We start from the raw sequence: 26,341 nt of genomic DNA, 5'->3' as shown, positions 1-26,341 counted from the left end.
GCCGGGGATCCGACCCCGCCGAGCCGGCATCCCCGGCGCTCCCGGGCGTCGTCCGGTCACCAGCGGGACCGAAAGCGACTACGCCGAAGCCCCGGGGTCCAGCCTGACGGTGTTGCGAAGGTCGCCGACGCCCTCGACACGTGCTTCCACGGTGTCCCCGTCCTGGATGACACCGGCGCCCGGGGTCCCCGTGGCAATCACCGATCCGGCTTCGAGAACCATCCCGCCGGAGAAGTAACCGACCTGCCAGTGGGGGTCGTACATCATCGCGGACACCTGGTTGGACGCGATCGTCCGGCCGTTGACGACGGTGGAGATCCGCACGGCGGAGAGGTCGGGTATCTCGTCCGGGGTGACGATCCAGGGGCCGAGGCTGCAGAAGGTGTCGAACGCCTTCGCCCAGGGAATGTGGCGGGCGTTGACCCGGATCGCGTCCTCGGCGGTCATGTCCAGCACCGTGGTGTAGCCGAAGACGACGGACGAGGCGTTCTCGGGCGCGACGTCGCGGCAGGTGGTTCCGATGACCACGCCCAGCTCGGCTTCGGCGGTGACGCGCTGCGACTGGCCGGGGAGCAGGATGTCGTCGCCGTACCCGATCACCGTGGAGGACGGCCGCAGGTAGGAGCCGGGGGCGTCGGTCGGCTGGCGGACTCCGAGGTCGTCGGCGTGGCGCACGTAGTTCAGGCCCACACCCCACAACTTCGGCGGGTACCGGTAGATCGGCCCGAACTCCGGCTCGTCGCGGGCGGCCGGCACACCGAGGTCCGGCAGCGAGGCGACCGCGGCCGCGAGCTCGGCAGCCTCGCCCTTGCGGATGACGTCCAGCAGGGTGGGGCCGTAGCTGGTTGTCACGGTGGCGTTGATGACACTCAGTGTGGCGATTCCGCCAGGCACCGACACCCCGACGTCCTCACCGGTCTCGGTGCGAAGAGTGCAGAGTCGCACTGTCTCATCCTTCCTGATGTATCCGGATCACGCTGCCGCGTTCTGTCCGGTGATGGCTTGCTGTCCGGAGATCGCGCTCTGTCCGGCCAGGCTGACGATGTTGAGCACCCTGAACATCGCCACGTCGTGATGGTCGATGCGGCGAAGGAGGCCCAGAATGACGAGGTGGTAGATGTCGTCGGCGCATTCCGCGGCCGTCAGACCCATCGTGGCCGCCACCTCCGGCACCGACCAGTAGCCGCCCGACTCCCGTGACGACCGGCGGGACATGGTCGCCACCAGGTCCCGTTGGCGGCCGCTCAGCGCGGCGACGGTCCGGTGGACCGACGCGTAGGCGTCCGGTCGTCGATGGCCGCCGTGGGGTCGTCGCGCGACGGTGAGCGGATCGGTGGTGAGCTGGTGGGCGAGCTGCCGCAGGGAGTAGACCAGAGTCCAGTGGGCAGCGGACTCGAGAGCGGCGGGAAGGCCGTCGAGCGCTCGGCAGATCCGGACGACGTCCGCGAGCATGCCGTCGTCGGGGCGGAAGGCCGGCTGAACGCGCTTCGTCTGGGCCAGCAGCAGCGCCACCGACGCCACCTCGTCCAGGTCCGCCGTCTCGGCGTCGGACGGGGGCACCGGAAGCGGCGCTAGAGGGAAGAAGGTGTCGAGGGGCATCTCGCCGGGCTCTCTCGTCGTGACGAGAATCCGCAGCCCGGGGCATGCGGCCGCGAGGTCGGCCGCGAGGTCCGCCGACTCGTCCCCCGGCCAGGCCCCGTCGAGGACGAGGAGGCTGTCCGAGTCCCCGATGGTATCGGCGAGGCGCCGACGGCTGTGGCGCCAGAAGTTCACGCCCTCGCGCGACCACGTGGGTCGCGCCGCAGCCACCACCGGTGCCCCGCCGCGGTTTCGGAGCTGGTCGTCGTCCAGGGACAGCCAGTGGACCGTGGTGCGCCCGGTCGTCTCGAGTGCGTGCGCCACCTCCCGTGCGAGCCGCGTCTTGCCGACGCCCTCGATCCCGATGATCGTGACCAGACGGTGGTTCTCGGCGCCGAGCATCGCCGTCAGCGCCGCGACCTCCTGTTCTCGGCCGATGAACGGGCCGCTCACGGCCGGCTCGGTCGACCCCGGCGGGAAGCCGAGCGAATGGTCGTTCACGAGCCGTGTCATCTGGGGAGCACTGAGGCCGAGGGCGTCGGCGAGCAGACGCAGGGAGTCCGCCCTGGGGTGCCGCACCCTACCGTTCTCCAGATCGCGTATCGCGCGAACGCTGAGGCTGCTGCAGCGCGCCAACTGCTGTTGGGACAGTCCGTTGCGCAGTCGCAGGTCGCGCAGTCGCCGCCCGAAGGATGTGGCCCCGCTCCCGCCGTCGTCGGCCCAGCCCTGACGGAGCCCCACCGGGGTGTCCAGCTGGGTCGACTCATCGGCGGCGACGGCCGGTTCGAGGCGCAGGGTCATCGGCGTCTCCCGTCCCGAGGACCGAGTGGTGATCCGGCCGATTCCTGACACCGATGGTGTTTCCATGGCACGTGCTCCTCGGGGCCGCAGCTGCGACCCGGTACGGGGCCGCGACGGCGGCCCCGGATCGGTATGACAGACAGGGCCGTGGCTACGGCCCCGGACAGGTCTCTCTCAGGGAATGCGGATCGGTCTCAGGGGCGCAGCAGGTTGAACATCTCGGCCCGCAGCGCCGCGTCCTCGCCGAAGGCCCCGCGGTAGGCGGTCGAGGTCATCTGAGCGGCCGCCTTGATGCCGCGCATCGTCATGCACAGGTGCTCGCCCCTGGCGATGACGGCCACGTCCTCCGCCCCGCTGAGCTGTGCGATGTCCTCGGCAATCTCGGAGACCAGCCGCTCCTGAACCTGGAGCTTGTGCGCGTGCCGATGGGCGATCCGGGCGAACTTCGACAGGCCCAGCAGGCGGTCGGTCGGCCGGTAGGCGATCGTCACCGAGCAGTTGAACGGCAGCAGGTGGTGCTCGCAGAGCGACCAGACCTGAATGTCCGAGACGATCACCAGTTGCTTGGTGTCGACCGACTCGAACAGGGTGCCGACCGAACCCGGCTCGTAGTTGATGAATTCGCGCCACCAGCGGGCGAACCGCGTCGGCGTATCGCGCAGTCCGTCCCGATCGGGGTTCTCCCCGATCTCCTTCAGGAGCTGCCGGGCGAGTCCGACCAAGGGGTCTTCCTCGCGCGGCTCCTCCGAGTCGACGTCACCCTCCTGCACCCAGGTCGTTACAGACATTCAGGCACCTTTCCAGACCAACCGGCACGGCCGTTGTTCGAATTCTGAACGGTCGGCTGGCCATCACCAGCCGACCGGGGTCCTCAGGGCCGGTACTCGGCCCAGGTCTTGGGGGTTTCGGAGATTCGCACGGATGTCAGCTCCGGGAACTCCTTCGACCACCGTTCGTAGAGCCACACCGCCAGGTTCTCGGCGGTGGGGTTGTCGTCCACCAGGTCGTTGAGGTGCCGGTGGTCGAGCGTCCGGTCGAGCCACGCCTTGAAGGAGGCCAACTCGCCGTAGTCACGCACGAAACCCGTCCGCGTCAGTTCAGTCCGGTCGGCGCTCAGCTCCAGCTCGATGACGTAGTTGTGGCCGTGCAGCCGACCACACTGATGTCCCTCCGCCAGACCGGAGAGCTGATGGCTGGCAGAGAACTCGAACTTCTTCGTGATGCGCAGCGTCATGTCCCCGATTCACCTTTCCGCTTGTTTCAGCCACGCGTTCAAACACCCCGCGTGTCGCCCCACAACAAGGTGTGCAGGCGTGTTGTGAGATTCCAGCCCCGTGCGATCACCGCGTCGGCCAGCCCGGCCATGTGCCGGCTGATCTCGGCCCCGGTCTGCCCCTTGGGCATGATCCAAACCGAACCGAGGGTGAACTCCTCGACCAGCGCGCCCACTTCGTCCAGGTCGTCGGTGTTGCGGCAGACGAATTTGAACGTGGTGCCTTCCGTGACCGCGAGGCTCCTCAGCGCGCTCGGCACGATCCGCCGTTCGACCGAGTCGCCCGAGTGGGCCAGCTTCGGGGAGACGTTGAAACGGACTTTGGCGGCCACCAGGGCCGGATCCGGGGCGTGCGTGCCGTTGGTCTCGATCTCGATCTCCAGGCCTCGTGCCGTGAGCAGCTCGACCAGCGGGATCAGTCGGTTCTGCTGACCGAGCGGCTCCCCGCCGGAGATGACGATCAGCCCGACACCGAACGCGAGGAGCTCCTCGGCCACCTCGCGGACGGAACGGCGGTGCAGCTCCTTGCGGGGGTCGTACGCGACCCCGGAGTCGCCCGCCCCGGTCCAGTCCCATGTGTAGGGCGTGTCGCACCACGTGCACGACAGGTTGCAGCCGCCAAGTCGCAGGAACGCGCATCTGCGGCCCATGGATCGGCCCTCGCCCTGGACGGTAGGACCGAAGATCTCATTGACTACGAGTTCCGTTTCCACCCGGCACCGCCCCCCTTCGTGTCGAAGCCACCGGTGCGGCGGTCGGCGCCGGTCACCGCGGTGTCAGCGCTTCGCGATAGTCCGTCGGGTCCGTGATGCCGAGATCCGCGAACGCTCCGCGTCTCTCCACGCACGCCGCACACGCACCGCAGTGGATGTCCTCACCGCGGAAGCACGTCCAGGTCTTGTCCCAGGGCACGCCGAGCCTCTGGCCGAGGGCGATGACTCCGGTCTTCGGCAGTTCGATCAGCGGAGCCAGCAGTTCGACCTCGGGCGCGAGCGAACCCTTGGTCGCCACGCGCTCCATCTCAAGGAACAGCCGCAGGAACTCCGGGGAGGTGTCGGACGGGCCCACGTCCTCGGCCATGACGCCGAAGGCGACGGCGTCGGCCCGCACGGTGACCGCCAGCGCGAACGCCACCGACAACAGCACGGCGTTGCGGTTCGGCACGATGTTGGGGTTCCCGCCGACCGGCCGGTCGGGGCGCGGCACGCTGACGGACGGATCCGTCAGCGAGGATCCGCGCATGACGCTGCGCAGCGAGCGCAGATCGACCTGCTCGTACGGCGCGCCGAGCCGCTCCGCTACGGCCGCGGCGAACTCGAGTTCCTTGCGGTGGCGCTGACCGTAGTCGACAGCCAGTACATGGAGCTCGTGGCCCGCGGTCGCGAGGTGATGCGCCATGGTGACCGAGTCGATGCCACCGGACACAACGGCAACGATTCTGCTCATGTCTCAGGCCACCTCCACCGAGTCGGGCGAGACGCCGAGCTTCTCCAGGACCGTCCGCCGCGCGTATGCCGGCGGCAGTCCTCGGCCACCACCGGCCGGAGCGGCCAGGGGCTCGATCAGCGTGTCGGGGTCGGTCTCGAAGAAGAAGACCAACGACAGCAGTTCCTCGTCGGGAGCCGCCGGGCTGGGGGGCAGCACACGGTGCTTCAGCGCCCGCCAGCGCCCGTCGGTCCACAGTTCCATCAGGTCACCGAGGTTGACGACGAGCGAGCCCGGGCTGTACGGCGGCGAGAACCAGCCGTCCTCCTCGTTCCACGCCTGCAGTCCGCCCACGCCTCGCTGCCGGCTCAGCAGCGTGACGGTACCCAGATCGGTGTGCGGCCCGTTGCGGAACTGTCCGCGGGCGACCTGCCCGATGCTCGCGTACGAGGGGTACCAGCTGGCGTTCTGCGTCCACGTCGCCATCCGCGCCCGCGAGGTGAAGAAGTCCTCCGGCAGGCCCAGGGTGACGGCGAGCAGCTGGTTGACCTGCTCCACCACCCGCGCCATGTGCGTCGTGTACGCATCCGCGGCCGCCCTCAACTCGGGCAGCTCGGCCGGCCAGCGGTTCGCCGGGTAGTTGAGGCGGTCGCGCCGCTCGTCGCCGGTACGATGGGCGGGCCCCACGTAGAACGACTCGTGTAGGTCCGGCGCGCTGGGGGCCTCCTCGCCCTCGCTCACCGGCACCCCGACCCCACCGGGTGGATGCATTTCGAGCCATCCGCCGTCGTACGCGGCCTCGATAGCGTACTGGGCCTTGACCTCCTTGCGCAGGGCGAAGAAGCGCTTGGCGGTGGCCCGGAAGTCGTCCATCACGGCTTCGGGCACACCGTGCCCGGACACGAGGAACATTCCGGTGCCGCGCAGCGCGGTGTCCAACTCCGCTGTGATGGAGGCGCGTTCGGTGTCGGACGCCGTGCGCCACGCCTCAAGGTCGACTTCGGGAATCTTGCCTGGCACAGCCGTGGCCTCTCACTTGCTCCGCGCGAGTACCGGGCCCACGCACGTACGGATGATGTCGAGACCCTCGTCCAGGTCGTCGTCGCTGATGGTCAGCGGGGGCAGCAGCTTCACCACGTCGCCGGCCGCACCGGAGGTCTCCATGAGCAGCCCCTCCTCGAAGGCCGCGACGCACACCGCGCGGGCCGCTCCGGGCGTGGCGAAGCGCAGTCCGGCCGCGAATCCCCGGCCCCGCACCTCCAGACCCGCCTCGGGGTGCTCGATGGCGATGGCGGCCAGGGACGCCGCGATCCGCTGCCCTCGTTCGCGGGTGGACTTCTCCAGCGTCCCGTCGCTCCAGAACGAGCGCAGTGCCTGGGCACCGGTCACGAAGGAACCGCTGACACCGCGGAACGTGCCACTGTGGTCGCCCGGCTTCCAGACGTCCAGCTCCGACCGGATGAGGGTGAGTGCCAGAGGAAGGCCGAAGCCACCGATGGACTTGGACAGACACACCATGTCGGGCGTGATCCCGGCGTCCTCGAAGCTGAAGAAGGATCCCGTACGGCCGCAGCCCATCTGCACGTCGTCCACGATGAGCAGCACCTCGTGCCGTGTGCACACCTCGACGAGGTCGCGCAGCCAGTCCGCGTCGGCGGACCTCAGCCCACCCTCGCCCTGCACGGTCTCCACGATGATGGCGGCGGGCCGGTCCAGGCCGCTGCCCCCGTCCGACAGCAGCCGGTCGAGATGGCGCGGGCCGGACTCCCCAATGCCCGGGTAGCCGTCGTAGGGCATCGGGGTCGTCAGGGTCAGATCCACACCGGCGGCCGCACGCTTCGCCCTGTTGCCGCTGACCGCGAGGGCTCCGAGGGTCATTCCGTGGAAGGAGTTGGTGAAGCTCACCACCGACTGCCGTCCGGTCACCCGTCGGGCGAGCTTCAGAGCCGCCTCGACCGCGTTCGCACCGCCCGGACCGGGGAACACCGTCTTGTACGGCAGCCCCCGCGGTGTCAGGACAAGGTCCTGGAAGGCCTGGAGGAAGTCCCGCCTCGCCACGGTGAACATGTCCAGCGCATGCGAGACGCCGTCCCGGGCGATGTAGTCCAGCAGGGCCTGCTTGAGGAAGGCGTTGTTGTGACCGTAGTTGAGCGCGCCGGCGCCCGCGAAGAAGTCCAGGTAGGGCCGACCGTCCTCGGAGAACAGCCGGCTGCCTTCCGCCCGGTCGAACACGACCGGCCACATCCGGCTGTAGCTGCGAACCTCGGAATCGAGATCGTCGAAGATTGTCATGTCGTCCTCCGTGCCTGGACCACGAACCAGTGCCGGTCGAGCCGGACACCACGGTCGCTGCCTGCCGACGCCGCATAGCGCTCGAACGGAACCCGGTCCGCCACCGTGTCGTAGTCCTCGAAGATCGGCACCTGGCGCAGGAACCTGTCGAGCTCGACCGGCGAGTGGTAGAACTCCTCGGTCCGGAAAGCCTTCTCCAGCACCACCGCGAAGCCGGCGGCGGTGAGCTCCTCGACCACTTCGTCCATCACCGGCCTGCCGTCCCAGCGGCCGTAGAGCTGGCCCCGGCCGAAGGTCTCCTTCAGCTCGCGGACGTCCGTCTCGCCGATGCCCATGTAGATCAGATGACCGCCGGGCTTGAGCACCCTGCGGAACTCCCCCGGGAACAACGGCCCACGCCGGCACGTGAGGACGTCGGCCTCGCCGTCGGGAAGGCCGGTACGCGAAGCGTCGCGCAGCTCGAACCTGACGTCGCCCAGGCCCGCCTCGGCGCGCTTGCGCTCTGCGGAGTCCCGCATGGACGCGGACATGTCGATGCCGAGCACGCTGCCGAACGCCGGGGCGATCCTCAGGAGGTTGCGCCCGTCGGCACAGCCGACATCGACCAGTCGGGCACCGGGACCGCCCAGGCCCCTCGCCAGCTCGTCGAACACGGCCTCCGGATCACCGTCCGGGAAGACGTCGGTACGCAGATCCCCGCTGGTGTATTCGCCGAACTCGTCAGCAACCCGCGAGTAGAAATCCGGGTTCATCATCACCTACCTAGGTTTGATCGAACCGGCAGAGCCATTACGCGGATCCGCTCGGCATGCGGGTCGTCCTGTGTTCGACCGCCGAAGGAGAATCCCGCGTTGAAGCGTTACCAGCCACGCGCTGTGATCGCGGTGCAGCGATTCTTACGCGGATCGGGATCGCCAACAATGTCCGTCCGTACGGACTTCTCGGGCAAGTCGGTGCACGTACACGTGCCGCAGGGGCAACGCACCGGGTCCCGGTCCTGGGTGCGGTGATCGAGGTGACGCCGCAGAATCCTGTCCGGTCGGTCACGCTCCGTCAGGTTCGTTACCCCGCACCGTCGATACCATTCCGACCACCTGCGAGGGGGATCCGGGGCGGGTCGTGCGCGGTCCCGCCTCGCGACTCGCGCATCGGCGCACGGAACCCGCGGCTGTCGAGCGGGGATCTCCCCTCGGGCCGACGCGGTCCGGCACGTGCCCGTACGCCACCGCGAGACCCTCGCAGGACGTTCCGCATGACCCGGAACCGCGCGGAAGGGGAGACCGATCCGGAAGCCGACGAGGCCGCCCCGCCCGGTCCGTTCAGGCCGCGACGGCTCCGTGGCGGGGGACGAGTGCAGGAGGCAGCCGACGAGCGGCCCCGCCGCCAGGACCACCATGTGCGGGGTACCGGGAGAGCCTTCGCAGAGACCGCCGCCCGGGGCGGGCCCGGTCGGCGCCCTCCCGGGAACTCCGGCGCCGCACGGCCGTACGCGAAGGCGATCGGGAGGGCAGAGCTACTCAAGCAACGCCTCTACGGCACACGGAGGATGACTCCCCTTCAGGAGCTGTCCCGTCAACGTCACCTATGCGTACGGGAATTCATTGTCCGCCTGTCCCGTGCCCGAGTCACGAGGGCGCGGCAGTCCCGTCAGCGCGGCGGCCGGCTCCGCTGTCACCACGACGTCCCGTTCGTCGTTCACGACGGCACGGCCGTGTCGGCGGGCCCGCTCGACCTCATGGATGCCGTGCGACGATCGAGCAGGTTCCGCCGACGGGTCCGCGGCGCCGCACGGCCGGTCGCGGGTCGGGGCACGGCTCGACGGCAGGCCCCCGCGCCTGCTCGTCCTCGCGGATCACGCTGTGGTCGGCACTCCGGATCCCGGCCGGCCCCACAGCCCCGCCGTCGCGCCGACCTCGCTGACGTGCCCGGACCGCCTCAGGCCGCCTCGGGCCACCTCGGGGCGGACCGCGCGCCGGAAGCGGCGCGCGCCGCCCCTTCGGTCAGCGGCGGATCAGATGTAGCCCGCCCTGACGGCGTGGGCCACGGCGTGGGCCCGGTTGCGCAGGTGCAGCCGCGCGGTCAGCCCGTGGATGACGTTCTTGACCGTGCGTTCGGAGTATGTCATCTTCCGCGCGATCTCCGCGGTGTCGAAGCCGTCAGCGACCAGCCGCAACACGTCCGCCTCCCGCGGTGTGAGCCCTGGGGCGGCGACACCGGGGCGTCCGGCGGAGTCCCGGTGCAGGGAGCTCACCTGGCTGATGAGCCGTCCGAGCAGGTCCGCGGGCAGGTCTCCGTCACCGCGGGCGGCCGCGCGTACGGCCTGCTCCAGGCGGGCGGCCGTCGCCTCGTGGCGCCACACGATGGCACCGATTCCGCACTCGATCACATCGAGCAACTCGTCCTCGCGCAGTGCGCCCACCACGAGGACGGCCCGGGCACCCTGGTTGCGCACCACCTTGCGCAGCCGGGTGAGGGTGGTCTCGTCCAGCGTGTCGCTGATGAAGAGGGTCACCGTGCCGGAGCCGGCGGCCGACGCGTCCCGCAGTTCCATGTCCGGGTAGCGGCGCAGCTGGGCCATGGCCCCCTCGCGCGAGATCGGGTCCCCGGCGTACACCGTCACGGGCACCCGGGCCGCCGACACGGTGGTGCCGTCCGCCGTGCCGGCATGTGTGGTCCGGATTGAGTTGAGCACTTTATCCCCTGTCCGCGAGCCCGCCACTTCTGTGGGGTCAGAGGCGGGCGAAGGTTGTCCACCCTCGTGTGGCGCCGTGACCAGCACAATCGTGGAGCACCACGACACGGACCACGAGATCGGTGGTCCGGAACCACGACACCGAGATTCGTGATGCAGGGACCGGCATTCCGGTTCCTCGTACAGTTAAGTGATCACGGTGGCCCTTCTCACGGTATGGGCATGACATCGATATCGGTCGAGCCCCCGTCATGGTGGGTGAGGACGTTCATGTCCATACAAGGAGGCAGGTATGGCCCGACCGGCATGTGCACTACGGGAAGCGGCACGGCTGTTGGCCACCGCGACCGAGCGCGCTCGTGCGGGCGCCGGCCGTCTGGTCCTGCTGCGCGGTGCCACCGGCACGGGCCGCACCACGGTCCTGGAGGCCGCCGCCGAGGACGGCATGCGCGTACTGCGCGCACGCTGCTACGTCGGCGACGCCGCGGTCCCCTTCGCCGCGATCCTGCAACTCCTCGGCCCCCTCGCGGTGTTCGCCGATCTGCCCTTAGACGGCGACGAGCGGGTGATCGGCGCCGGGCTGTGGCGGACGTTGCGCTCGTACGCCGAGGAGTCGCCACTGCTGATCACCGTGGACGATGTACACCTGGCCGATCCGGCCTCCCGCCGCTGGCTGGTGGAAACCGTCCGGCTCATAGACCGGCTGCCCATCGTCCTGGTGGCCACCGAACGCAGCCAGTACGACGTGGATCCGCCCGCACCCGGCCTCGCCCACTCCCTCTCCCCCGCCCTCGTCACCACCCACACCCTGACCCCGCTGTCGGACGACTCGGCGGTGGCGGCCGTCCGCTCGGCCTTCCCGGACGCCGACAACTCCTGGATCGCGGACTGTGTACGGGCCGGCGCGGGCAACCCCCTGCTGCTGCGCGCCCTGTTGGACGACCTCTCTGACGGAAGCCATCCCGTCGTGCCGGACACCTCGGCGGCGCTGTACCCAGGCGCGTTTCCGGCGGCCGTGCAGTGGTGGCTGGACTGCGCCGGGCCGGGCACAGCAGAGGTGGCGCGGACGCTGGCGATCCTGGACGAGGGCTGGAACCACAAACCCGCCCCCGGCACGGGGGGCCACTCGGCCGTCCACATACCCTCCCTCCTCGCCGAACTCTCCGACGCCGACCCGGCCCGGGTCACGGGCTGGATCACCGCGATGACCTGCCTCGGGCTGCTGCGCACCGACGACATGGGCCGCGCCCGCTACGCCCATCCGCTGCTGCGGGACGCAGTGCTCACCGGTGTGCCCGCGGCCCGACGGCGCGCCGCGCACCGGACGACCGCCGAGATGATGCTCCACCACGGTGCCTCCAGCGACCTTGTCGCCCGTCAACTACTACTCATCGACGCGGTGAACGCGCCCTGGGCACTGCCGGTGCTTCAGGACGCCGCTTCGCTGGCGTTGCATGAGGGGCAGATCGAGGACGCGGTGGCCTTCCTGCGCCGCGCCCTGAACGAGCCCCTCTCCGATGAGGTCAGACAGCGTCTGCTGACCGAGCTGGGGTCACTGGAGTACGCGGTGCCCGGGTCCTCGGCCGCGATCCTGAGGCTGACCGAGGCCCTGCGGCTGCCTGGTCCGCCGCAGGAACGAGTGCGTGCCGCGGTCGCCCTGGGGACCGCGCTGACCGGGCGGGGCAGGACCCGCGCGGCGGTCGAGGTGCTGCGCTCCCTCTACGACGGGCTCGCCGACCGTCCGGACCTGGTGCGCATCCTGCGGCAGGCGTGCCTGCAACTGTCCGACAAGGACCAGGCGGTGCGGCAGGAGGCGTACGAGCGGCTGGCCGACGTGGCCGAGCACTCGCCGGTGTCGATCAGCGCGGCCGGTCACGCGTTCCTGGTGAAGTACTCGGTCACGGCGGGGCTGAGGTCGGCGAAGGACGCGATGCTGCGCCTGCGCGGTCTGCTGGCGGAACCGACCGACCCGCTGTCCGAGCCGTACCTGCTGGGGACGGCCGCCGTGGTCGCCCTGTGGGCCGACGAACTCGACGAGGCCGAACTGCTGGTGGAGCGCGGCCTGGCCGGACAGCGGCCCGACGTTCTGCACCCCATGCACGAGGCGCTGCTCAACACCCGGATGGACATCGTCGCGGCACGGGCCGACTACGCGACCCTCCTGGCCGATCCGCCGCCCGTCTCCGCGACCCCGACCAACGCCCATGCGCACGCGGTGACCGCTCTCGTGGAGACGGGTCGAGCCCTTGAGGCCGAACACCTTTCCGACACCTTCGACTTGCGGACGGCGCCGGAGTCCTGGGAGCTGAACCGGTTCCTGTACGCACGCGGGCGGCTGCGCGCCGCGAACGGCGACCCGGCGGGAGCGCTGCACGACTTCCTGGAGTGCGGTCGGCGCGAGTCGGCCCGCGAAGCCTTCAGCCCGGTCGTCACTCCCTGGCGCACGGCCGCCGCCGAATGCCATCTGGCGCTGGGCGTGTCGCGGGAGGCGCTCGCCCTGGCCGCGGAGGAACTGCGTCTGGCCCGGGTGTGGAACACCCCCCGCACCGTGGGCCGGGCGCTGCGCGTGCTCGGCACCGCGACCGGCGGGCGCCGCGGTCTGGAACTGGGTCAGGAGGCGGTACGACTGCTGCGGGACGGCCCCGCCGGACCGGAGCTCGTTGCGGCGCTGCTGGCCCTGGGCCGTCAGCTGACCGCCTCGGGGGAGTCCTCGCGTGCCCGCGACATCCTGCGGGAGGCGGCCGTGCTCGCCGAACGCCACGGAGCCGTAAGACTGCGGGACCTGGCGGAGGAGGCGCTGCGGGTGGGCGGCGCGCGACGTGCGGCGACACGGACCGGCGCCGCCGCGCTCACCGACAGCGAGCGTCGTATCGCCGAACTGGCCGCGGAGGGACGCACCAACACGGAGATCGCGGATCTGCTGCATCTGGCCCGGCGCACCGTGGAGACCCATCTGACCCACAGCTACCGCAAGTTGGGTATCCGACGGCGCGGCGCCCTGAGTGCTGCCCTGTCTGGGAGCGACACGGCGGGCACGTCTCAGGTCGGCGACCTGGAGGACGCTCGGTGACCTCCCCTCGCAACCTCAGGAACCGTTGTACCGACCCTGCTGAAAGAGATCCGGGCCGCCTGCCCGCGCCTCGACGCCACGTTGGCGACTTCGCCGACATGATGCGCGATCTACGGGGCGAGGAACTGCCCGCATGGATGGACCGCGTCCTCGCAGACGACCTGCCCGCCCTGCATGGGACGCTGTGATCTTGATGGCGGGCTGGGGCCTGCCCCGGTAAGTTAGCGATCTTCGGGCGGTGCCAACTCCCGGAGTCCTCGAAGGCGAACGTCCATGATGAACCTCGACCGATCCCGCGCCCGACTTCGCCTCGACGCCGCAATAGATGGCCTGGCAGTCACCTTCCGGGGGATGACCGCCCACCCCGACGAGCATAACTGCGACTGCCACTGGGGCAGCGCGGACACGGCGGACCAGGTCGTCGTGCACCAGCGGGCCCGGCCTTCCTGCCCTTGCCGCGCTTCTTGCCGAACACGCTCCACCAGCGGTTGTCCCGGCAGATCCGCCACGCAGTCCAGTCCGCCATCATGGCCCCGCCGCCGCGCGCTTCGTCGGCCAGGAAGCGGCAGCCGAACTACGGGTCGTCACGGTGCGCGTCGAGCAGCATGTTCGTGCGATACGCCTCCTCCAGCATGGCGTCGGTCACCGGCTGGTCAAGCCGGCGGTGGTAGGGCCGTCTGGCGAGCTTCAGCACCCGGCACGCAACCGTGACGGGCACCCCGTCCCCGGTCAACTCCTTCACGAACGGGTAGATCCCTTCCCGGCAGATGCGCCTGCGACAGCTGGGCTGCGGCCCGTCGCAGGACCTCGTTCTCCTGGTCCAGCAGCTTGATCCGCCGACCCGCTGCCCGCAGCCCTGCGCTCTCCTGACTGGTCGTTCCGGATGTTCCGGGCATCCCTTCCCATAACCGGCTGACACCCACCCGCTGCCATCCCACCACCCCGTCACACGACCATCACGTGCCCCTGACGGAGCCGGACACCCTTCAGTCACGATTAGATTTCGGCCAGTCTCCGGCCCCTTGCATCGGCCCTGTGTAATCGATTTCAATCCCTCCTGCAACACGACGATGTAATCGATTCCATGAGGGGGCGGAGCCGCGATGGCAAGCATTAAGGACGTCGCTGCCGAGGCAGGGGTGTCCGTCGCCACGGTGTCGCGCGTCCTGAACGACCACCCGTCGGTCAGCGCGGACGCACGCACGCGCGTGCTGACCGCCGTCGAGGCGCTGGGCTACCGTCCGAACGCCGTCGCCCGGTCGCTACGCACCGACCAGACCCACGCCCTCGGCCTGGTCATCAGCGACGTACTCAACCCGTACTTCACCGAGCTGGCCCGCTCCGTCGAGGAGGAGGCACGCGCGCTCGGCTACAGCGTGATCATCGGCAACGCCGACGAGCGGCCCGACCTCCAGGACCACCATGTACGCACCCTGCTGGACCGCCGTATCGACGGCCTGTTGGTCTCCCCCACCGACGGCGGCTCGCCGCTAATGCTGGAGGCCGCGCGCGCGGGGACGCCGATGGTGTTCGTCGACCGGTGGATCCCGGGTGTCGACGTGCCAGTCATACGGACGGACGGACGGGCCGCCGTACGGGACCTCGTGGCGCATTTGCACGGGCTCGGGCACCGGCGGCTCGCGATCATCGCAGGTCCAGCGGCGACCACGACCGGCCAGGAACGCGTGGGGGCCTTCAGAGAGGCCCTGCGCGCGTATGGCATCGAACTGCCGGACTCCTACATCGGCCAGGGGGACTTCCAGGCCGAGAGCGGACGGCGGGTCACCGAGGAGTTCCTCCGGCTGCCCGAGCCGCCCGAGGTGGTCTTCGCCGCGGACAACCTGATGACGCTCGGTGCCCTGGACGCGATCCGCGCACGGGGGATGCGTGTCCCCCACGACATCGCCCTCGCGGCCTTCGACGATGTCCCGTGGTTCGTGCACACCGATCCGCCGATCACCGCGATCGCCCAGCCGACGGGTGAGCTGGGCCGGGCTGCCGTACGGGCCCTGGTCGATCGCATCGAGGGGCGGCCGTCCACGTCCGTCACCCTCCCCGCCCGCCTCGTCGTACGCCGCTCGTGCGGCGAGCCCTCCCAATCCCGAAGGAGCACACCGTGAGCAACCCGGACGAGTTGCTGCGAATCGAAGGCATAGGGAAGACCTTCCCCGGTGTGGTCGCGCTCGACGGCGTCGACTTCGACCTGCGCCGCGGCGAGGTGCATGTGCTGCTCGGTGAGAACGGTGCCGGCAAGAGCACCCTGATCAAGATGCTCTCCGGTGCCTACCGACCGGACTCCGGCCGCATCTTCGCCGGAGGGCAGGCGGTCCGTATCCACGGTGCCCAGGACGCCGAACGTCTCGGCATCGCCACGATCTACCAGGAGTTCAATCTCGTCCCGGACCTCACCGTCGCCGAGAACATCTTCCTCGGCCGCCAGCCGCGCCGCTTCGGCTTGATCGACCGCAAGCGGATGGAGGCGGATGCAGCACGGCTCCTCGACCGGGTCGGCATCCGCGTTTCCCCGAGAGCCAGGGTGCGCGAACTGGGCATCGCCCGGCTCCAGATGGTGGAGATCGCCAAGGCGCTGAACCTGGAAGCCCGCGTCCTGATCATGGACGAGCCGACCGCTGTGCTCACCTCCGAGGAGGTGGAGAAGCTCTTCCAGATCGTGCGCAGGCTGCGCGAGGAGGGCGTCGGCATCATCTTCATCACCCACCATCTGGAGGAGATCGCCGCCCTCGGCGACCGGGTAACCGTGCTCCGCGACGGCAGGAGCGTCGGCCAGGTGCCCGCCTCCACCCCGCAGAACGAACTCGTACGGCTCATGGTGGGCCGGTCCATCGAGCAGCAGTATCCGCGTGAGTCGGCCGGCCCCGGAGCACCCCTGCTCTCGGTGTCCGGCCTGACCCGCGACGGCGTCTTCCACAACGTCGGCTTCGAGGTGCGGGCCGGCGAGGTCGTCGGCATCGCCGGCCTGGTCGGCGCGGGCCGCACGGAGGTCGCCCGGGCGATCTTCGGCGCCGATCCCTACGACGCGGGGACGGTCGAGGTCGCCGGCCGCCGCCTGCCCCGCCATGACGTCAACGCCGCCACCGCGGCCGGGATCGGCCTGGTACCCGAAGACCGCAAGGGCCAGGGGCTGGTCCTCGACGCCTCCGTGCAGGAGAACCTCGGTCTGGTCACGCTGCGCGCGGCCAGTCGTGTCGGCTGGGTGGACCGCCGGGCTCAGCGCACCGCCGCCGCCCGGATCGCCGGGCAACTCGGCGTGCGGATGGCGGGCCTCGGCCAGCATGTGCGCACCTTGTCCGGCGGCAACCAGCAGAAGGTCGTCATCGGCAAGTGGCTCCTCGCCGACACCAAGGTGCTGATCCTCGACGAACCGACCCGAGGCATCGATGTAGCCGCCAAGGTCGAGATCTACCAGCTCATCAACGAACTGACCGCCGCGGGCCAAGCGGTGCTGATGATCTCCAGCGATCTGCCGGAAGTGCTCGGCATGAGCGACCGGGTGCTGGTCATGAATCAGGGCCGGATCGCGGGCGAACTTCCCGCGCACGAGGCGACCCAGGACACGGTCATGGCACTTGCCGTCACCGCAACACCAATGAAGGAAGAAGTGGAGGCCGGCCGTGACGACTGACACGCTCAAGCCCAGCCCCGGCGTGGGAAGCGCCACCGCGGTCCGTCGGGTCCTGCTCGACAACGGCGCGCTCAGCGCCCTCATCGTGCTGGTCGTGGCCATGTCGCTGCTTTCAGGCGACTTTTTGACCACCCAGAACCTGCTCAACGTCGGTGTGCAGGCCGCCGTGACCGCGATCCTGGCCTTCGGCGTGACCTTCGTCATCGTCTCCGCCGGCATCGATCTGTCGGTCGGCTCGGTGGCCGCGCTGGCCGCGACCGTCCTCGCCTGGACCGCGACCTCCCAGGGGCTGCCGGTCTGGCTGGCCGTGTTCCTGGCTCTCGGCACCGGTGTCGCGTGCGGGCTCGTCAACGGCACACTGATCTCCTACGGCAAGCTGCCACCCTTCATCGCCACGCTCGCGATGCTCTCGGTGGGCCGTGGCCTGGCGCTGGTCATCTCGCAGGGCAGCCCGATCGCCTTCCCCGACTCGGTGTCCGCACTCGGCAACACCCTCGGCGGCTGGCTGCCGGTGCCCGTGCTGGTCATGGTGGCAATGGGCCTGATCACCGCCGTGATCCTGTCCCGTACGTACATCGGCCGCTCCATGTACGCGATCGGCGGCAACGAGGAGGCGGCGCGGCTGTCCGGGCTGCGCGTGAAGAAGCAGAAGCTCGCCATCTACGCGCTGTCCGGCGCCTTCGCGGCCGTCGCGGGCATCCTGCTCGCCTCCCGCCTGGTCTCCGCGCAGCCACAGGCCGCCCTCGGGTACGAACTCGACGCCATCGCCGCTGTCGTCATCGGTGGCGCCAGCCTCTCCGGCGGCCTCGGCAGGGCCTCGGGTACCTTCATCGGCGCCCTCATCCTGGCCGTACTGCGCAACGGCCTCAATCTGCTGTCCGTTTCCGCGTTCTGGCAGCAGGTCGTCATCGGCGCGGTCATCGCGCTCGCCGTCCTGCTGGACACGCTGCGCCGCCGCGCCTCCTGAACTCCCCCCGATCCCCGCCCCGCCCACTGCAAGGAAGCAACCATGGGTACGAAGAATCTCGCCGTCGTCGCCGCAACCGTCGCAGCCCTCGCTCTCACCGCCACCGCCTGCAACTCAGCCTCCGGAGACAGCGGTTCCGGCGCCACCAAGATCGGCATGTCGCTATCGACACTCAACAACCCGTTCTTCGTGCAGCTCAAGAAGGGCGCCGAAGCGGAGGCCAAGGCCGAGGGCGTCGCCCTGACAGTGACCGACGCACAGAACGACGCGTCGCAGCAGGCCAACCAACTGCAGAACTTCACCGGCCAGAACGTGAAGTCGATCATCATCAACCCCGTGGACTCGGATGCTGCCGCGCCGTCGGTGAAGGCAGCCGGCAAGGCCGGCATACCGGTCGTCGCCGCCGACCGCACGGTCAACGGCGCCGACCTCGCCACCACCGTCGCCTCCGACAACATCGAGGGAGGACAGCTCGCCGCGAAGTCCCTGGCCGAGAAGTTGGGCGGCAAGGGGAAGATCGTCATCCTGCAGGGCACCGCGGGAACATCCGCCAGCCGTGAACGCGGCCAGGGCTTCACCGAGGGCCTCAAGGCCTACCCGGGCATCGAGATCCTCGCCAAGCAACCCGCGGACTTCGACCGCACCAAGGGCTTGGACGTCATGACCAACCTCCTCCAGGCGCACCCCGACGTGACCGGCGTCTTCGCCGAGAACGACGAGATGGCACTCGGCGCGATCAAGGCACTGGGCAGCAGGGCCGGCACGTCAGTCGCGGTGATCGGCTTCGACGGCACGCCGGACGGCCTCACGGCGGTCAAGGACGGCACCCTGTACGCGTCCGTCGCACAGCAGCCGAAGGAACTCGGCAAGCTCGCGGTGCAGAACGCGGTCAAGGCCGCGAACGGCGAAAAGGTCCAGAAGACGGTCAAGGTGCCGGTGAAGGTGGTCACGGCTGAGAACGCGGACACGTTCAGCGGCTGACACGGCATGGTGGCCGGGCGGGACACCGTCCGGCCACCCCGGCATGACCCGCACACGGTGCGACCGGCCGTCGTGCGGCTCCAACTCACCTGTACAGGGGACAGTTCATGTACGACTACGACCTGCTGGTCGTGGGTTCGGCCAACGCCGACCTGGTGATCGGCATCGAGCGCAGGCCCGGGGTCGGTGAGACGGTCCTCGGCTCCGACCTGGCCGTCCACCCCGGCGGCAAGGGCGCGAACCAGGCCGTGGCGGCCGCACGACTCGGGGCCCGTACGGCCTTGTTGGCCCGGGTCGGCGACGACGCGTACGGCCAGCTGCTGCTCGACTCGCAGCGGGCGGCTGGCGTCGACACGGCGGGCGTGCTGGTGGGCGGGGAGCCGACCGGCGTCGCGCTGATTACCGTGGATTCGTCCGGCGACAACAGCATCGTGGTGTCACCGGGCGCGAACCGCCGACTGATGCCAAAGGACATCCGGGCGGCGGCCGGCCTCTTCCGTGTCGCCCGGGTGGTGTCGGCACAGCTGGAGATCCCGCTGGAGGCGGTTGTGGAGGTCATCCGCAACCTGGCGCCCGGCAGCCGCTTCGTCTTCAACCCCTCTCCGCCTCGCCCGCTTCTCGCCGAAATCCTCGTGGCCTGCGATCCGTTGATCGTCAACGAGCACGAAGCGAAGGTGATCCTCGGCGACACGTACGCCAGCGTGGAACCGGAGGACTGGGCCCGGGCGCTGCTGGCCATGGGGCCGAAGTCGGTGGTCGTGACGCTGGGTTCGCGGGGCGCGCTGGCAGCATCCTCGGCAGGTGTCCAACGGATCCCGTCGGTGAAGGTCAAGGCCGTGGACACGACGGGTGCCGGCGACTCCTTCACGGCCGCACTGGCCTGGAAACTGAGCGCCGACGCGACCCTGGCGGAGGCAGCAGCGTACGCAGCGCGCGTCGGGGCAGCGGCGGTGACGAAACGGGGTGCCCAGGAGTCGTTCCCGACGGCGCAAGAAGTGGCCGCACTGTGAAGAAGGCAGGGATCCTCAACCGCCATCTCTCGGGGGCCTTGGCCGAGCTGGGGCACAGTGACGAGGTGCTGGTCTGCGACGCGGGCATGCCGATACCCGACGGCCCTCGGGTCGTGGACCTCGCCTTCCGGGCCGGAGTGCCGTCCTTCGCCGAAGTTCTGGACGGGCTCCTGTCCGAGCTGGTCATCGAGGGCGCGACGGCAGCGACGGAGATACGGGACGCCAACCCAGCGGCTTCGGCACTGCTCACCGGATGCTTTCCCGACCTGGCCCTCGTCCCCCACGAGAGGCTGAAGGAGCTATCGGCAGGCGCCCGGCTCGTCGTGCGGACGGGCGAGGCACAGCCGTACGCGAATGTGCTGCTGCGGTGCGGGGTCTTCTTCTGACCGCCCGCGACGGCTACTGGTGTGATGCGCCGGCCGCCCCAAGGGCGGTTTCGAATGCTGTAAAGTTTCGCATGTCGACTACCTGTGGGGGGGAAAGACACACATGCCGAAGATCGCCCTGTTCGGAGCGCCGGCTACGGGAAAGTCCACCCTGGCCCGGTGGCTCTCCGCAGAGCTGGACCAACCCCACACCGACCTTGACGACCTGCTGTTCACCCCAAACGGGCCGCTGCCGCTGGAGGAGTTCCGGCGGCAGGCAGGAGAGATCACCCGTACCGACGGATGGATCGTCGAAGGCAACTTCTCCAAGCTCGCCGACGTCGTATGGCACCGGGCCGACATATTGGTCTGGCTCGACTTCCCACTACCCCTGATCTTGTACCGGATCATCCGTCGCAGTCTGCGTCAGCTCTCAGGGCGAGAGGACAGCGCACAAGCCAGGCGCCTGACTTGGTCCAAGGCGTTTTTCGCCCGCCGATCCCTGCTCCGCAACGCCATCCGCAAATACCGGGCGAACCGCCCCCGCTACGTCCGCCAGGTCGCCGAGACGGCCGAACTCGGCGTTCAGGTGGTCAGGCTCCGCGGCCCGCGAGATGTCCGCCGCTGGAAGGAGCAGACAGCCAAGGGGCCAGCGGAGAGCCACTAGCGAGAAGCAGCCCGGCACACCACCGGCCCCTGACCAACATCTACGCCAACGTCACCGCCGACCGAAGAAGCCCCACCAGCGTAGCCCGCCCCACCGGAACACCCGAGAGAAACCCTCCCCCCGTGATCCCCCGCAACCGCCCCGTGATCAACGAATCCGACATCGCCCAGCAGGCCGGAGTACCCATCGCCACGTGGCGGCGTCGCGACGCCCCCGCCCTCCGGCAGCGTGTGCCGGCTCTCTTCCCCAGCAGCCGCGTACTGGTGTACGACCTCGCCCAGGCCCAGGCCTACATCGACGGGCGCCCCATCCCCGCTCTGCCCACCGGAGAACACCCCGACGACCGTCTCAACGACGAGGAGGCCGCCGCCGTGCTCGGCGTCGCGGCGAGCACCGTTCGCGCCTACGCGACCCAGGGCTACCTCCCGGCGGGCACCACCGTCTACAGCCTCCGCCTCTGGGCCCGCCGAGACATCGAGGACCGCCGCAACACCCCCACCCGGCAAGGAAAAGGAGGCGGGCGCCCCCCAGGCAAAGAGAGCAAGCTCCGCAAGGCCCACGCCTACGAAGGCGACCCCCGTCTGCGCACCGCCACCGCAGCACTCAAAACCGCCGAGGACACCCCCCGCACCCGCCTCGCGGCCACGCTCGCCGACCAGCACGGCGGATCCACCCGCACATGGGAACGGCTCCTCGCCCAAGCCGACCGCGACACCGGAACGGACCCGGACGCTCGACAGCCACATGGCGGCGCTACGACAAGGGCGTGCGCCGTTGGTGGCGAACGGTGAGGCCGTCGATCTGTTCGGCGAACGTGCCCTTTGGGTAGTGGGAGTTCTCGCAGTACAGACGCCGTACGGACAACTCAATACGGACGGGAGGGCCACCCAGCGCGGCATCGGTGGTCCGGGCATGGCTGCGGATGGGAGTCTTGGAGGGCGGGGTGACCTCTCCGACTGGGGTGGACCGGGCAGGGCTCACCGATCTCACCTCTGCTGGCGAACATCACCTTGCACGTCCTCAACGAGGCATGGAAGGTCGAGGGCCGCCGGCTGGGGGTACTGGTGAGGTACTGCGAGTACGTCGTCGTCCTGTCGCCGACCAGACAACGAGCCGAGCAGGCCCAGCTGTCGGCGACGGAGGTACCGGACCGGCTCGGGCTGCGGTTGCGCCCGGAGAGGTCCGGCATCACCTGCCTCATCCAGGGCGGGCAGGGCTTCGGGTTCCTCGGCTTCCACCACCGGAAGGTGGAGTCGTGGAAAGGGCGGGGCACGCACTACTCGCAGCGGTGGCCCCCGGCCGGAGCGATGCGGGTGCTGCGGGACAAAGTCCGTGCAGCCACCGTCATTGAGAAGACTGAACAACCGCTGTGCGCCGTGGTCGCTGACCTCAGAAGGTGTTGTCTTTCCGGACGTGATCGGCGCGTTTCCGCTGGTCGGGGATAGGACCGGTGGTTCCGTGGGAGTGGTGGCCTGTCGGGTCGTCGTTCCCCGGGAGGTCGCGGATGCCGTCAGTTGTTGGGCTGCTGGAACAGCACGAGGTCGCCGCTCGGCGTCGAGTCGACGGGCTGCGGGAGGAGGCCGACCGCATCCAGGCCGAGCTGGCCGCGGCCGAGCTGGAATGGCAGGAGTGGGCGATCGCTCGCAGGCGGGTCGATACGGTGCTGGCTCCGGACGACGGTGCCGCCGCCGAGGCGGAAGTCACCGCGGATCCGCGGGATGCGCAGGTGCCGTCGACGCCTGGGGATGCGGCGAAGTCGAAGTCACAGGTGCCGGTGTGGCGCCAGGGGCTGGCCTGGTCGGTGCTGTCGGTGGACTACCAGCGCATCCTCACGGCGCTCGCGGACCGGGCCCGGCTCCATCAAGGCCCTTTGAGCTGCCAGGAGATGGCCGCCGTGTTCGGCATGGACGTGGTGCCGGCGCGGGTGGAGGCCCTGCGGTCGAAGGCGAAACGCCTGGTGGCCCGCGGCTGGCTGGCCGAGCAGCAGCCGGGCCGGTTCACCCTCGCGGCAGGCGTGAGCGGGCCAGGCGGCGGGTCATGAGCCCGGTCATCGACCAGTAGACCATCGCCTCCGCGCTGGTGGTGCGGCGCTCGAAGTCGCGCACCAGGCGGCGGCTTCGCATCAGGTGGGCGAAGAGGCGCTCGACGATCCACCGCTTGGGCAGCACCACGAACCCCTTCTGGTCGTCGCTGCGTTTGACGATCGCCAGGACCAGGGCGAACGTGGCCAGGCAGTGCTCGACGAGGCTGCCGGTGTAGCCGCCATCAGCCCAGAGCAGTTCCAGCCGGTGGTGGGCGTCGGCGACCTGCCCGAGCAGCACCTGGGCAGCGGTGCGGTCGCCGACATCCGCGGCGGTGACCATCACGCCCAGCAGCAGGCCGAGGGTGTCGACCACGACATGCCGCTTGCGGCCGTTGACGAGCTTGCCACCGTCGAAGCCCCGGCTGTCCGCGCCGACGACGGCGTCCGCCTTGACGGACTGCGAGTCGATCACCCCGGCCGTCGGCTGCGCGTCCCGCCCCAGCTCCTCGCGGACTCTCGCGCGCAACCGGTCGTGGAACTCCTTGACCAGGGCGTGGTCACGCCAGCGGCGGAAGAATGCGTAGATGCGGTCCCACGGCGGGAAGTCGGCAGGCATCGCCCGCCACTTGATCCCGTTGTCCACGAGATACCGGATCGCATCGAGCATGACCCGGTGGCAATACGCCTCCGGCCGGCCGCCCCGGCCGCGCATCCAGCCCGGCACCGGCAGCAGCGGCAGGACCCTGGCCCACTCCGCGTCCGTCATGTCCGTCGGATACCGCCGCTCACGCGTCCCATTGTCGGCGGCATTTCCGAACCGGTGAGCCAGACAGTCACACTCCCAGGTGACCGCACTGGACTGCCCAGCCATCGGCACGCAAGACTGCTGCACCAGGGCCTCCTGCTGCTCGGTGATTCGACACCAACGAGCTGTTCAGGAGGCCCTGTTCGTATGCACCCAACACCCCGCGACCACCCGATCGGGACTCCCGTTCGACGCGCACCCCTCAAGATCGAAAAGACAACAGCTTCTCAACCCCGTGCTGCGGGACTGGGGAGCGTACTTCCGCAACGGGAACTCCGGGCGGACGTTCAACGCGGTCAACGGCTACGTCCACGAACGGCGGGCGATCCGCGCCAAGCGACAACACGGCCTGTGGTGTCGGAACTGGTCCACCCGTTTCACCTACGGGTGGACCACCCGGCTCCGGGTCTACCGCCTTACCGGAACCGTACGCAGGGCGACGGCGCATGCCAGGCGGTGAACGATGTCGGAAAGCCGTATGCGGGAGAACCGCAGGTACGGTTCGAAGCGGCGGGGACTGGAAACGGAGCCGAAGCCACCGCGCCAGTCCCCGACCCTCCTCAGGAGAGGTCCAGTGCCGTGTCGTCGATGACGAAGCTGGTCTGGAGGGAGGAGTCCTCGGAGCCGGTGAACTCCAGCGTCACCGTCTGCCCGGCGTAGGGCGTCAGGTCGAAGGTGCGCTGCGTGTAGCCGTTCGCGGCGTCGAGGTTCGAGTATGTGGCGAGGGTGCCCAGCACCTTCCCGGAGCCGTCGAGCACCTGGGCCGTAAGGGTGTCGTACGCTCTGGAAGTGGTCGTCTCCGAGGTGTCGACGTGCAGCCAGAACGAGTAGCCGGCGGTGCATCCGGCGGGGATGGTCACCGTCTGGGCGAGGGTATCGGTGTGGGTGGACCCGTAGCCGTCCAGCCAGGCGTACCAACTGCCGGAATGCGGCGTCTGGCTGGAGGCGTTGCTGATCACGCCGGAGGTAGCGGTCCAGGGCGCGGCGCTGCCGGTCTCGAAGCCGGGGTTGCCGAGGAGTTGCTGCGCGGTGCAGCCGCCTCCGGGCGGACTGGTGACCGTCCAGGTGAAGGAGACGCTGCCCGAGGCGCCGGTGGAGTCCTTGGCGGTCACGGTGACGTCGCTGGTCCCGGCGGTGGTCGGGGTGCCGGAGATCAGGCCCGTGGACGAGTCGGTGGTCAGTCCGGCCGGGAGGCCCGTGGCGCTGTAGGTGAGCGCCGCGCCGGCCGAGTCGGTGGCCTTGATCTGGAGACGCGCAGCGCTGCCGGCAGTGGTGGACTGATTCCCGGGGTCGGTGACCGTAACGGTGTTGCCGGTCTGCGTCGACCAGATGTCGGTGATCGGCGTGGCGGAGGAGGCGTTGCCGGTGGCGGCTAGGCCGTAGGCGTCCTCCAGCGTACGCAGCACGTTGTAGTGGTTGATCGTTTCGCTGTAGTCGCCCGCCTTGACCCCGGCGCCGTAGAAGATGGTCGGGATCTGATTAGAGGTGCTGCCGTCGTCCTCGTCCCACGTCACCGCGAGCAGGCTGTTGTGGCTCTTCGCCCAGGTCGCGTACGCGCCGAGGTTGTTCTTCAGCCAGGTGTCGCCCTGCTTCACGGTGCCGTCGTGCATGTCGTCGTCGAGGTTCGGGATCACGAACGAGACGTCCGGCAGCGTCGCGTAGTCCGTCGGGAACTGACCGAAGGTGTGCGCGGTGGAGGTCGGCACGTTGGAGAAGCCGAACCACGGGTTGTGCTTGCGTGCGTACGCGCCCGATGTGCAGCCGGTCCAGCCCTGTGACGGGAGCGATTCGTTGTAGCTGGCGAAGGACTTGCCGGCTTCCAGCAGCTCCGAGCCGAGGTTCGCCGCGGAGGAGAACCCCGGGGTGACGCACGAGTCGCTGGTGATCCCCTGGTTGCCGCCTGAGAACAGGTCGTAGTAGTTCGGCTGGCTCGGGTGCGTGATCGCGTGCGAGTCGGTGAAGTCGGCGCCCTGCGTGGCGAGGGAGTTGAGGTACGGGGCGTCGGTGGTGTCCCCGATGACGTCCCCGTAGGAGTGGTTCTCCTCGATCACGACCACCACGTGGTCGGGAGTGGGAACAGAGGCGGCCTGCGCCGGTGTCGCGGCGGTCAGACCGGCGGCGACGCCGAGGACGGCGGCGGCCGATACGAGCCGAGGTCGGCTGTGCATCAGGTCTCCTGACACTGAAGGGTGGGCTGGTCATGTCCATGAGGACAGTGCCGCCGTGTAGGAACCTCCACAAGCCCTTCAGGCAACAGTTCACGGACCGTTCGCACCGGGCCTCCGCGTTTACCGCGCGTTCCCGGTTCTCCGGGTCCGGCTTCGTCGTAGTGCAGGCGGCAGACCACCGCCGCGTGGAGGGCGGAGTTGGTCTGGCGGTCGCCACCGCGGTTGGGCCGGTGGCGCTGGGCCTTCCCAGAAGAGGCGTGCAGCGGGGCGACGCCGCACGCCTTGGCGCAGCGGGCCCCGTAGATGACCCGCTGCGGGTGGTCGCTGCAGGTGACCAGGAGCTGGGTGGTGTTCTCGATGCCGAAGCCGGTCCGTTCCAGCAGCGAGGGTGCCAGCTCGCGGACCAGAGGCTCGATCCTCGCGTCGAGGGCGGCGACCTCGTCGTTGGGCTCCAGGGAGCGGCGCTCAGGGGCTTGATCGCGATACGGGTGGCCGAGACGGGGTCGCGGAAGGCGTCCGCGTCCGGCCGCCAGGCGGCGCAGGTGCAAACGAGCCTCGTGCGCGTCAGGTTCCGTAACCGG

The 26,341-nt window shown here is 69.6% G+C and carries 24 protein-coding genes and 2 pseudogenes; 12 read left to right on the top strand and 14 right to left on the bottom strand.

The features are described 5' to 3' along the window. Positions 1 to 78 precede the first annotated feature (78 nt). From LK06_RS32090 to LK06_RS32045, 10 genes are all read right to left on the bottom strand, one after another. Positions 79 to 945 (bottom strand): fumarylacetoacetate hydrolase family protein, encoded by an 867-nt coding sequence (locus LK06_RS32090; protein WP_039649903.1) that lies wholly within the window; start codon positions 943 to 945, stop codon positions 79 to 81. A 27-nt stretch (positions 946 to 972) separates the two neighbouring features. Beyond that, positions 973 to 2,379, bottom strand: coding sequence for a helix-turn-helix domain-containing protein (locus LK06_RS32085; protein ID WP_043435824.1), 1,407 nt, complete (start codon positions 2,377 to 2,379; stop codon positions 973 to 975). 194 nt (positions 2,380 to 2,573) lie between these two features. Continuing rightward, positions 2,574 to 3,167 carry a GTP cyclohydrolase I gene (gene folE, locus LK06_RS32080; RefSeq protein ID WP_039649899.1) on the bottom strand — a complete coding sequence of 198 codons (594 nt, stop codon included), beginning with the start codon at positions 3,165 to 3,167 and terminating at the stop codon, positions 2,574 to 2,576. An 83-nt stretch (positions 3,168 to 3,250) separates the two neighbouring features. After that, positions 3,251 to 3,613, bottom strand: coding sequence for a 6-pyruvoyl trahydropterin synthase family protein (locus tag LK06_RS32075; RefSeq protein WP_039649896.1), 363 nt, complete (start codon positions 3,611 to 3,613; stop codon positions 3,251 to 3,253). Between the two features lie 38 nt (positions 3,614 to 3,651). Beyond that, a complete protein-coding gene (locus LK06_RS32070; protein ID WP_039649893.1) occupies positions 3,652 to 4,365 on the bottom strand; it encodes a 7-carboxy-7-deazaguanine synthase QueE in 714 nt (237 codons plus the stop codon). A 52-nt stretch (positions 4,366 to 4,417) separates the two neighbouring features. Continuing rightward, positions 4,418 to 5,098, bottom strand: coding sequence for a 7-cyano-7-deazaguanine synthase (locus tag LK06_RS32065; RefSeq protein WP_039649891.1), 681 nt, complete (start codon positions 5,096 to 5,098; stop codon positions 4,418 to 4,420). Between the two features lie 3 nt (positions 5,099 to 5,101). Next, positions 5,102 to 6,097 carry an isopenicillin N synthase family dioxygenase gene (locus LK06_RS32060; RefSeq protein WP_039649889.1) on the bottom strand — a complete coding sequence of 332 codons (996 nt, stop codon included), beginning with the start codon at positions 6,095 to 6,097 and terminating at the stop codon, positions 5,102 to 5,104. Between the two features lie 12 nt (positions 6,098 to 6,109). Beyond that, positions 6,110 to 7,369, bottom strand: a complete 1,260-nt coding sequence (gene ectB / locus LK06_RS32055; protein WP_043435827.1) for a diaminobutyrate--2-oxoglutarate transaminase — start codon at positions 7,367 to 7,369, stop codon at positions 6,110 to 6,112. Then, positions 7,366 to 8,124, bottom strand: coding sequence for a class I SAM-dependent methyltransferase (locus tag LK06_RS32050; protein ID WP_039649885.1), 759 nt, complete (start codon positions 8,122 to 8,124; stop codon positions 7,366 to 7,368). Before LK06_RS32050 ends, ectB begins: the two co-directional genes overlap by 4 nt. A gap of 1,256 nt (positions 8,125 to 9,380) precedes the next feature. After that, positions 9,381 to 10,061 (bottom strand): helix-turn-helix transcriptional regulator, encoded by a 681-nt coding sequence (locus tag LK06_RS32045; RefSeq protein WP_039649882.1) that lies wholly within the window; start codon positions 10,059 to 10,061, stop codon positions 9,381 to 9,383. Between the two features lie 292 nt (positions 10,062 to 10,353). Here LK06_RS32045 and LK06_RS32040 point away from each other — a divergent pair, with 292 nt between their 5' ends. Beyond that, entirely contained in the window at positions 10,354 to 13,131 is a 2,778-nt protein-coding gene (locus LK06_RS32040; protein ID WP_052319112.1) for a helix-turn-helix transcriptional regulator, read from the top strand. A gap of 574 nt (positions 13,132 to 13,705) precedes the next feature. Here the strand turns inward: LK06_RS32040 and LK06_RS33915 are convergent. Continuing rightward, positions 13,706 to 13,873, bottom strand: a complete 168-nt coding sequence (locus tag LK06_RS33915; protein ID WP_167747954.1) for a hypothetical protein — start codon at positions 13,871 to 13,873, stop codon at positions 13,706 to 13,708. Between the two features lie 361 nt (positions 13,874 to 14,234). Here LK06_RS33915 and LK06_RS32025 point away from each other — a divergent pair, with 361 nt between their 5' ends. The 10 genes and pseudogenes from LK06_RS32025 to LK06_RS31980 all read left to right on the top strand — a co-directional run bounded on the left by LK06_RS32025 (position 14,235) and on the right by LK06_RS31980 (position 22,805). Continuing rightward, positions 14,235 to 15,251, top strand: a complete 1,017-nt coding sequence (locus tag LK06_RS32025; RefSeq protein ID WP_039649881.1) for a LacI family DNA-binding transcriptional regulator — start codon at positions 14,235 to 14,237, stop codon at positions 15,249 to 15,251. Further along, a complete protein-coding gene (locus LK06_RS32020) occupies positions 15,248 to 16,774 on the top strand; it encodes a sugar ABC transporter ATP-binding protein (protein ID WP_039649879.1) in 1,527 nt (508 codons plus the stop codon). The genes LK06_RS32025 and LK06_RS32020 overlap by 4 nt, the downstream gene beginning before the upstream one ends. Next, positions 16,764 to 17,738, top strand: a pseudogene (locus LK06_RS35425) (ABC transporter permease); the annotation flags it as partial. The gene LK06_RS32020 and the pseudogene LK06_RS35425, both read left to right, overlap by 11 nt. Before the next feature lie 138 nt (positions 17,739 to 17,876). Next, positions 17,877 to 18,722: pseudogene (locus tag LK06_RS35420) on the top strand (D-ribose ABC transporter substrate-binding protein); the annotation flags it as partial. A gap of 107 nt (positions 18,723 to 18,829) precedes the next feature. Further along, entirely contained in the window at positions 18,830 to 19,732 is a 903-nt protein-coding gene (locus LK06_RS32010; protein WP_039649877.1) for a ribokinase, read from the top strand. Next, on the top strand, positions 19,729 to 20,118 hold the full coding sequence (rbsD, locus tag LK06_RS32005; protein ID WP_039649875.1) for a D-ribose pyranase: 390 nt from the start codon (positions 19,729 to 19,731) through the stop codon (positions 20,116 to 20,118). The genes LK06_RS32010 and rbsD overlap by 4 nt, the downstream gene beginning before the upstream one ends. Positions 20,119 to 20,221: 103 nt before the next feature. Continuing rightward, entirely contained in the window at positions 20,222 to 20,764 is a 543-nt protein-coding gene (locus LK06_RS32000) for a P-loop NTPase family protein (RefSeq protein ID WP_039649873.1), read from the top strand. A gap of 122 nt (positions 20,765 to 20,886) precedes the next feature. Continuing rightward, the gene (locus tag LK06_RS31995; RefSeq protein WP_234367567.1) at positions 20,887 to 21,555 is read left to right on the top strand and encodes a helix-turn-helix domain-containing protein; all 669 of its coding nucleotides are present in this window, start codon (positions 20,887 to 20,889) and stop codon (positions 21,553 to 21,555) included. 219 nt (positions 21,556 to 21,774) lie between these two features. Continuing rightward, a complete protein-coding gene (locus tag LK06_RS31985) occupies positions 21,775 to 22,209 on the top strand; it encodes a hypothetical protein (RefSeq protein ID WP_086083613.1) in 435 nt (144 codons plus the stop codon). Positions 22,210 to 22,268: 59 nt separating this feature from the next. Further along, positions 22,269 to 22,805 (top strand): hypothetical protein, encoded by a 537-nt coding sequence (locus tag LK06_RS31980; protein ID WP_086083062.1) that lies wholly within the window; start codon positions 22,269 to 22,271, stop codon positions 22,803 to 22,805. Here LK06_RS31980 and LK06_RS31975 read toward each other — a convergent pair. After that, positions 22,762 to 23,553 carry an IS5 family transposase gene (locus LK06_RS31975; RefSeq protein ID WP_086083551.1) on the bottom strand — a complete coding sequence of 264 codons (792 nt, stop codon included), beginning with the start codon at positions 23,551 to 23,553 and terminating at the stop codon, positions 22,762 to 22,764. The two genes, LK06_RS31980 and LK06_RS31975, sit on opposite strands and share 44 nt — an antisense overlap. A gap of 79 nt (positions 23,554 to 23,632) precedes the next feature. Here LK06_RS31975 and LK06_RS34980 point away from each other — a divergent pair, with 79 nt between their 5' ends. After that, positions 23,633 to 24,052 carry a group II intron maturase-specific domain-containing protein gene (locus LK06_RS34980; protein ID WP_324618361.1) on the top strand — a complete coding sequence of 140 codons (420 nt, stop codon included), beginning with the start codon at positions 23,633 to 23,635 and terminating at the stop codon, positions 24,050 to 24,052. A gap of 100 nt (positions 24,053 to 24,152) precedes the next feature. On the opposite strand, the gene LK06_RS35415 is transcribed toward LK06_RS34980, so the two are convergent. Both LK06_RS35415 and LK06_RS31960 read right to left on the bottom strand, forming a co-directional pair. Then, entirely contained in the window at positions 24,153 to 25,760 is a 1,608-nt protein-coding gene (locus LK06_RS35415; protein WP_063891038.1) for an alkaline phosphatase family protein, read from the bottom strand. Next, a complete protein-coding gene (locus LK06_RS31960; RefSeq protein WP_052269779.1) occupies positions 25,760 to 26,308 on the bottom strand; it encodes a transposase in 549 nt (182 codons plus the stop codon). The genes LK06_RS35415 and LK06_RS31960 overlap by 1 nt, the downstream gene beginning before the upstream one ends. Positions 26,309 to 26,341 lie beyond the last annotated feature (33 nt).

This window comes from Streptomyces pluripotens (assembly GCF_000802245.2).
Taxonomy (GTDB): Bacteria; Actinomycetota; Actinomycetes; order Streptomycetales; family Streptomycetaceae; genus Streptomyces; species Streptomyces pluripotens.
Note: the sequence above shows the minus strand (reverse complement) of the source record. Positions and strands in the feature narration are given on the sequence as shown.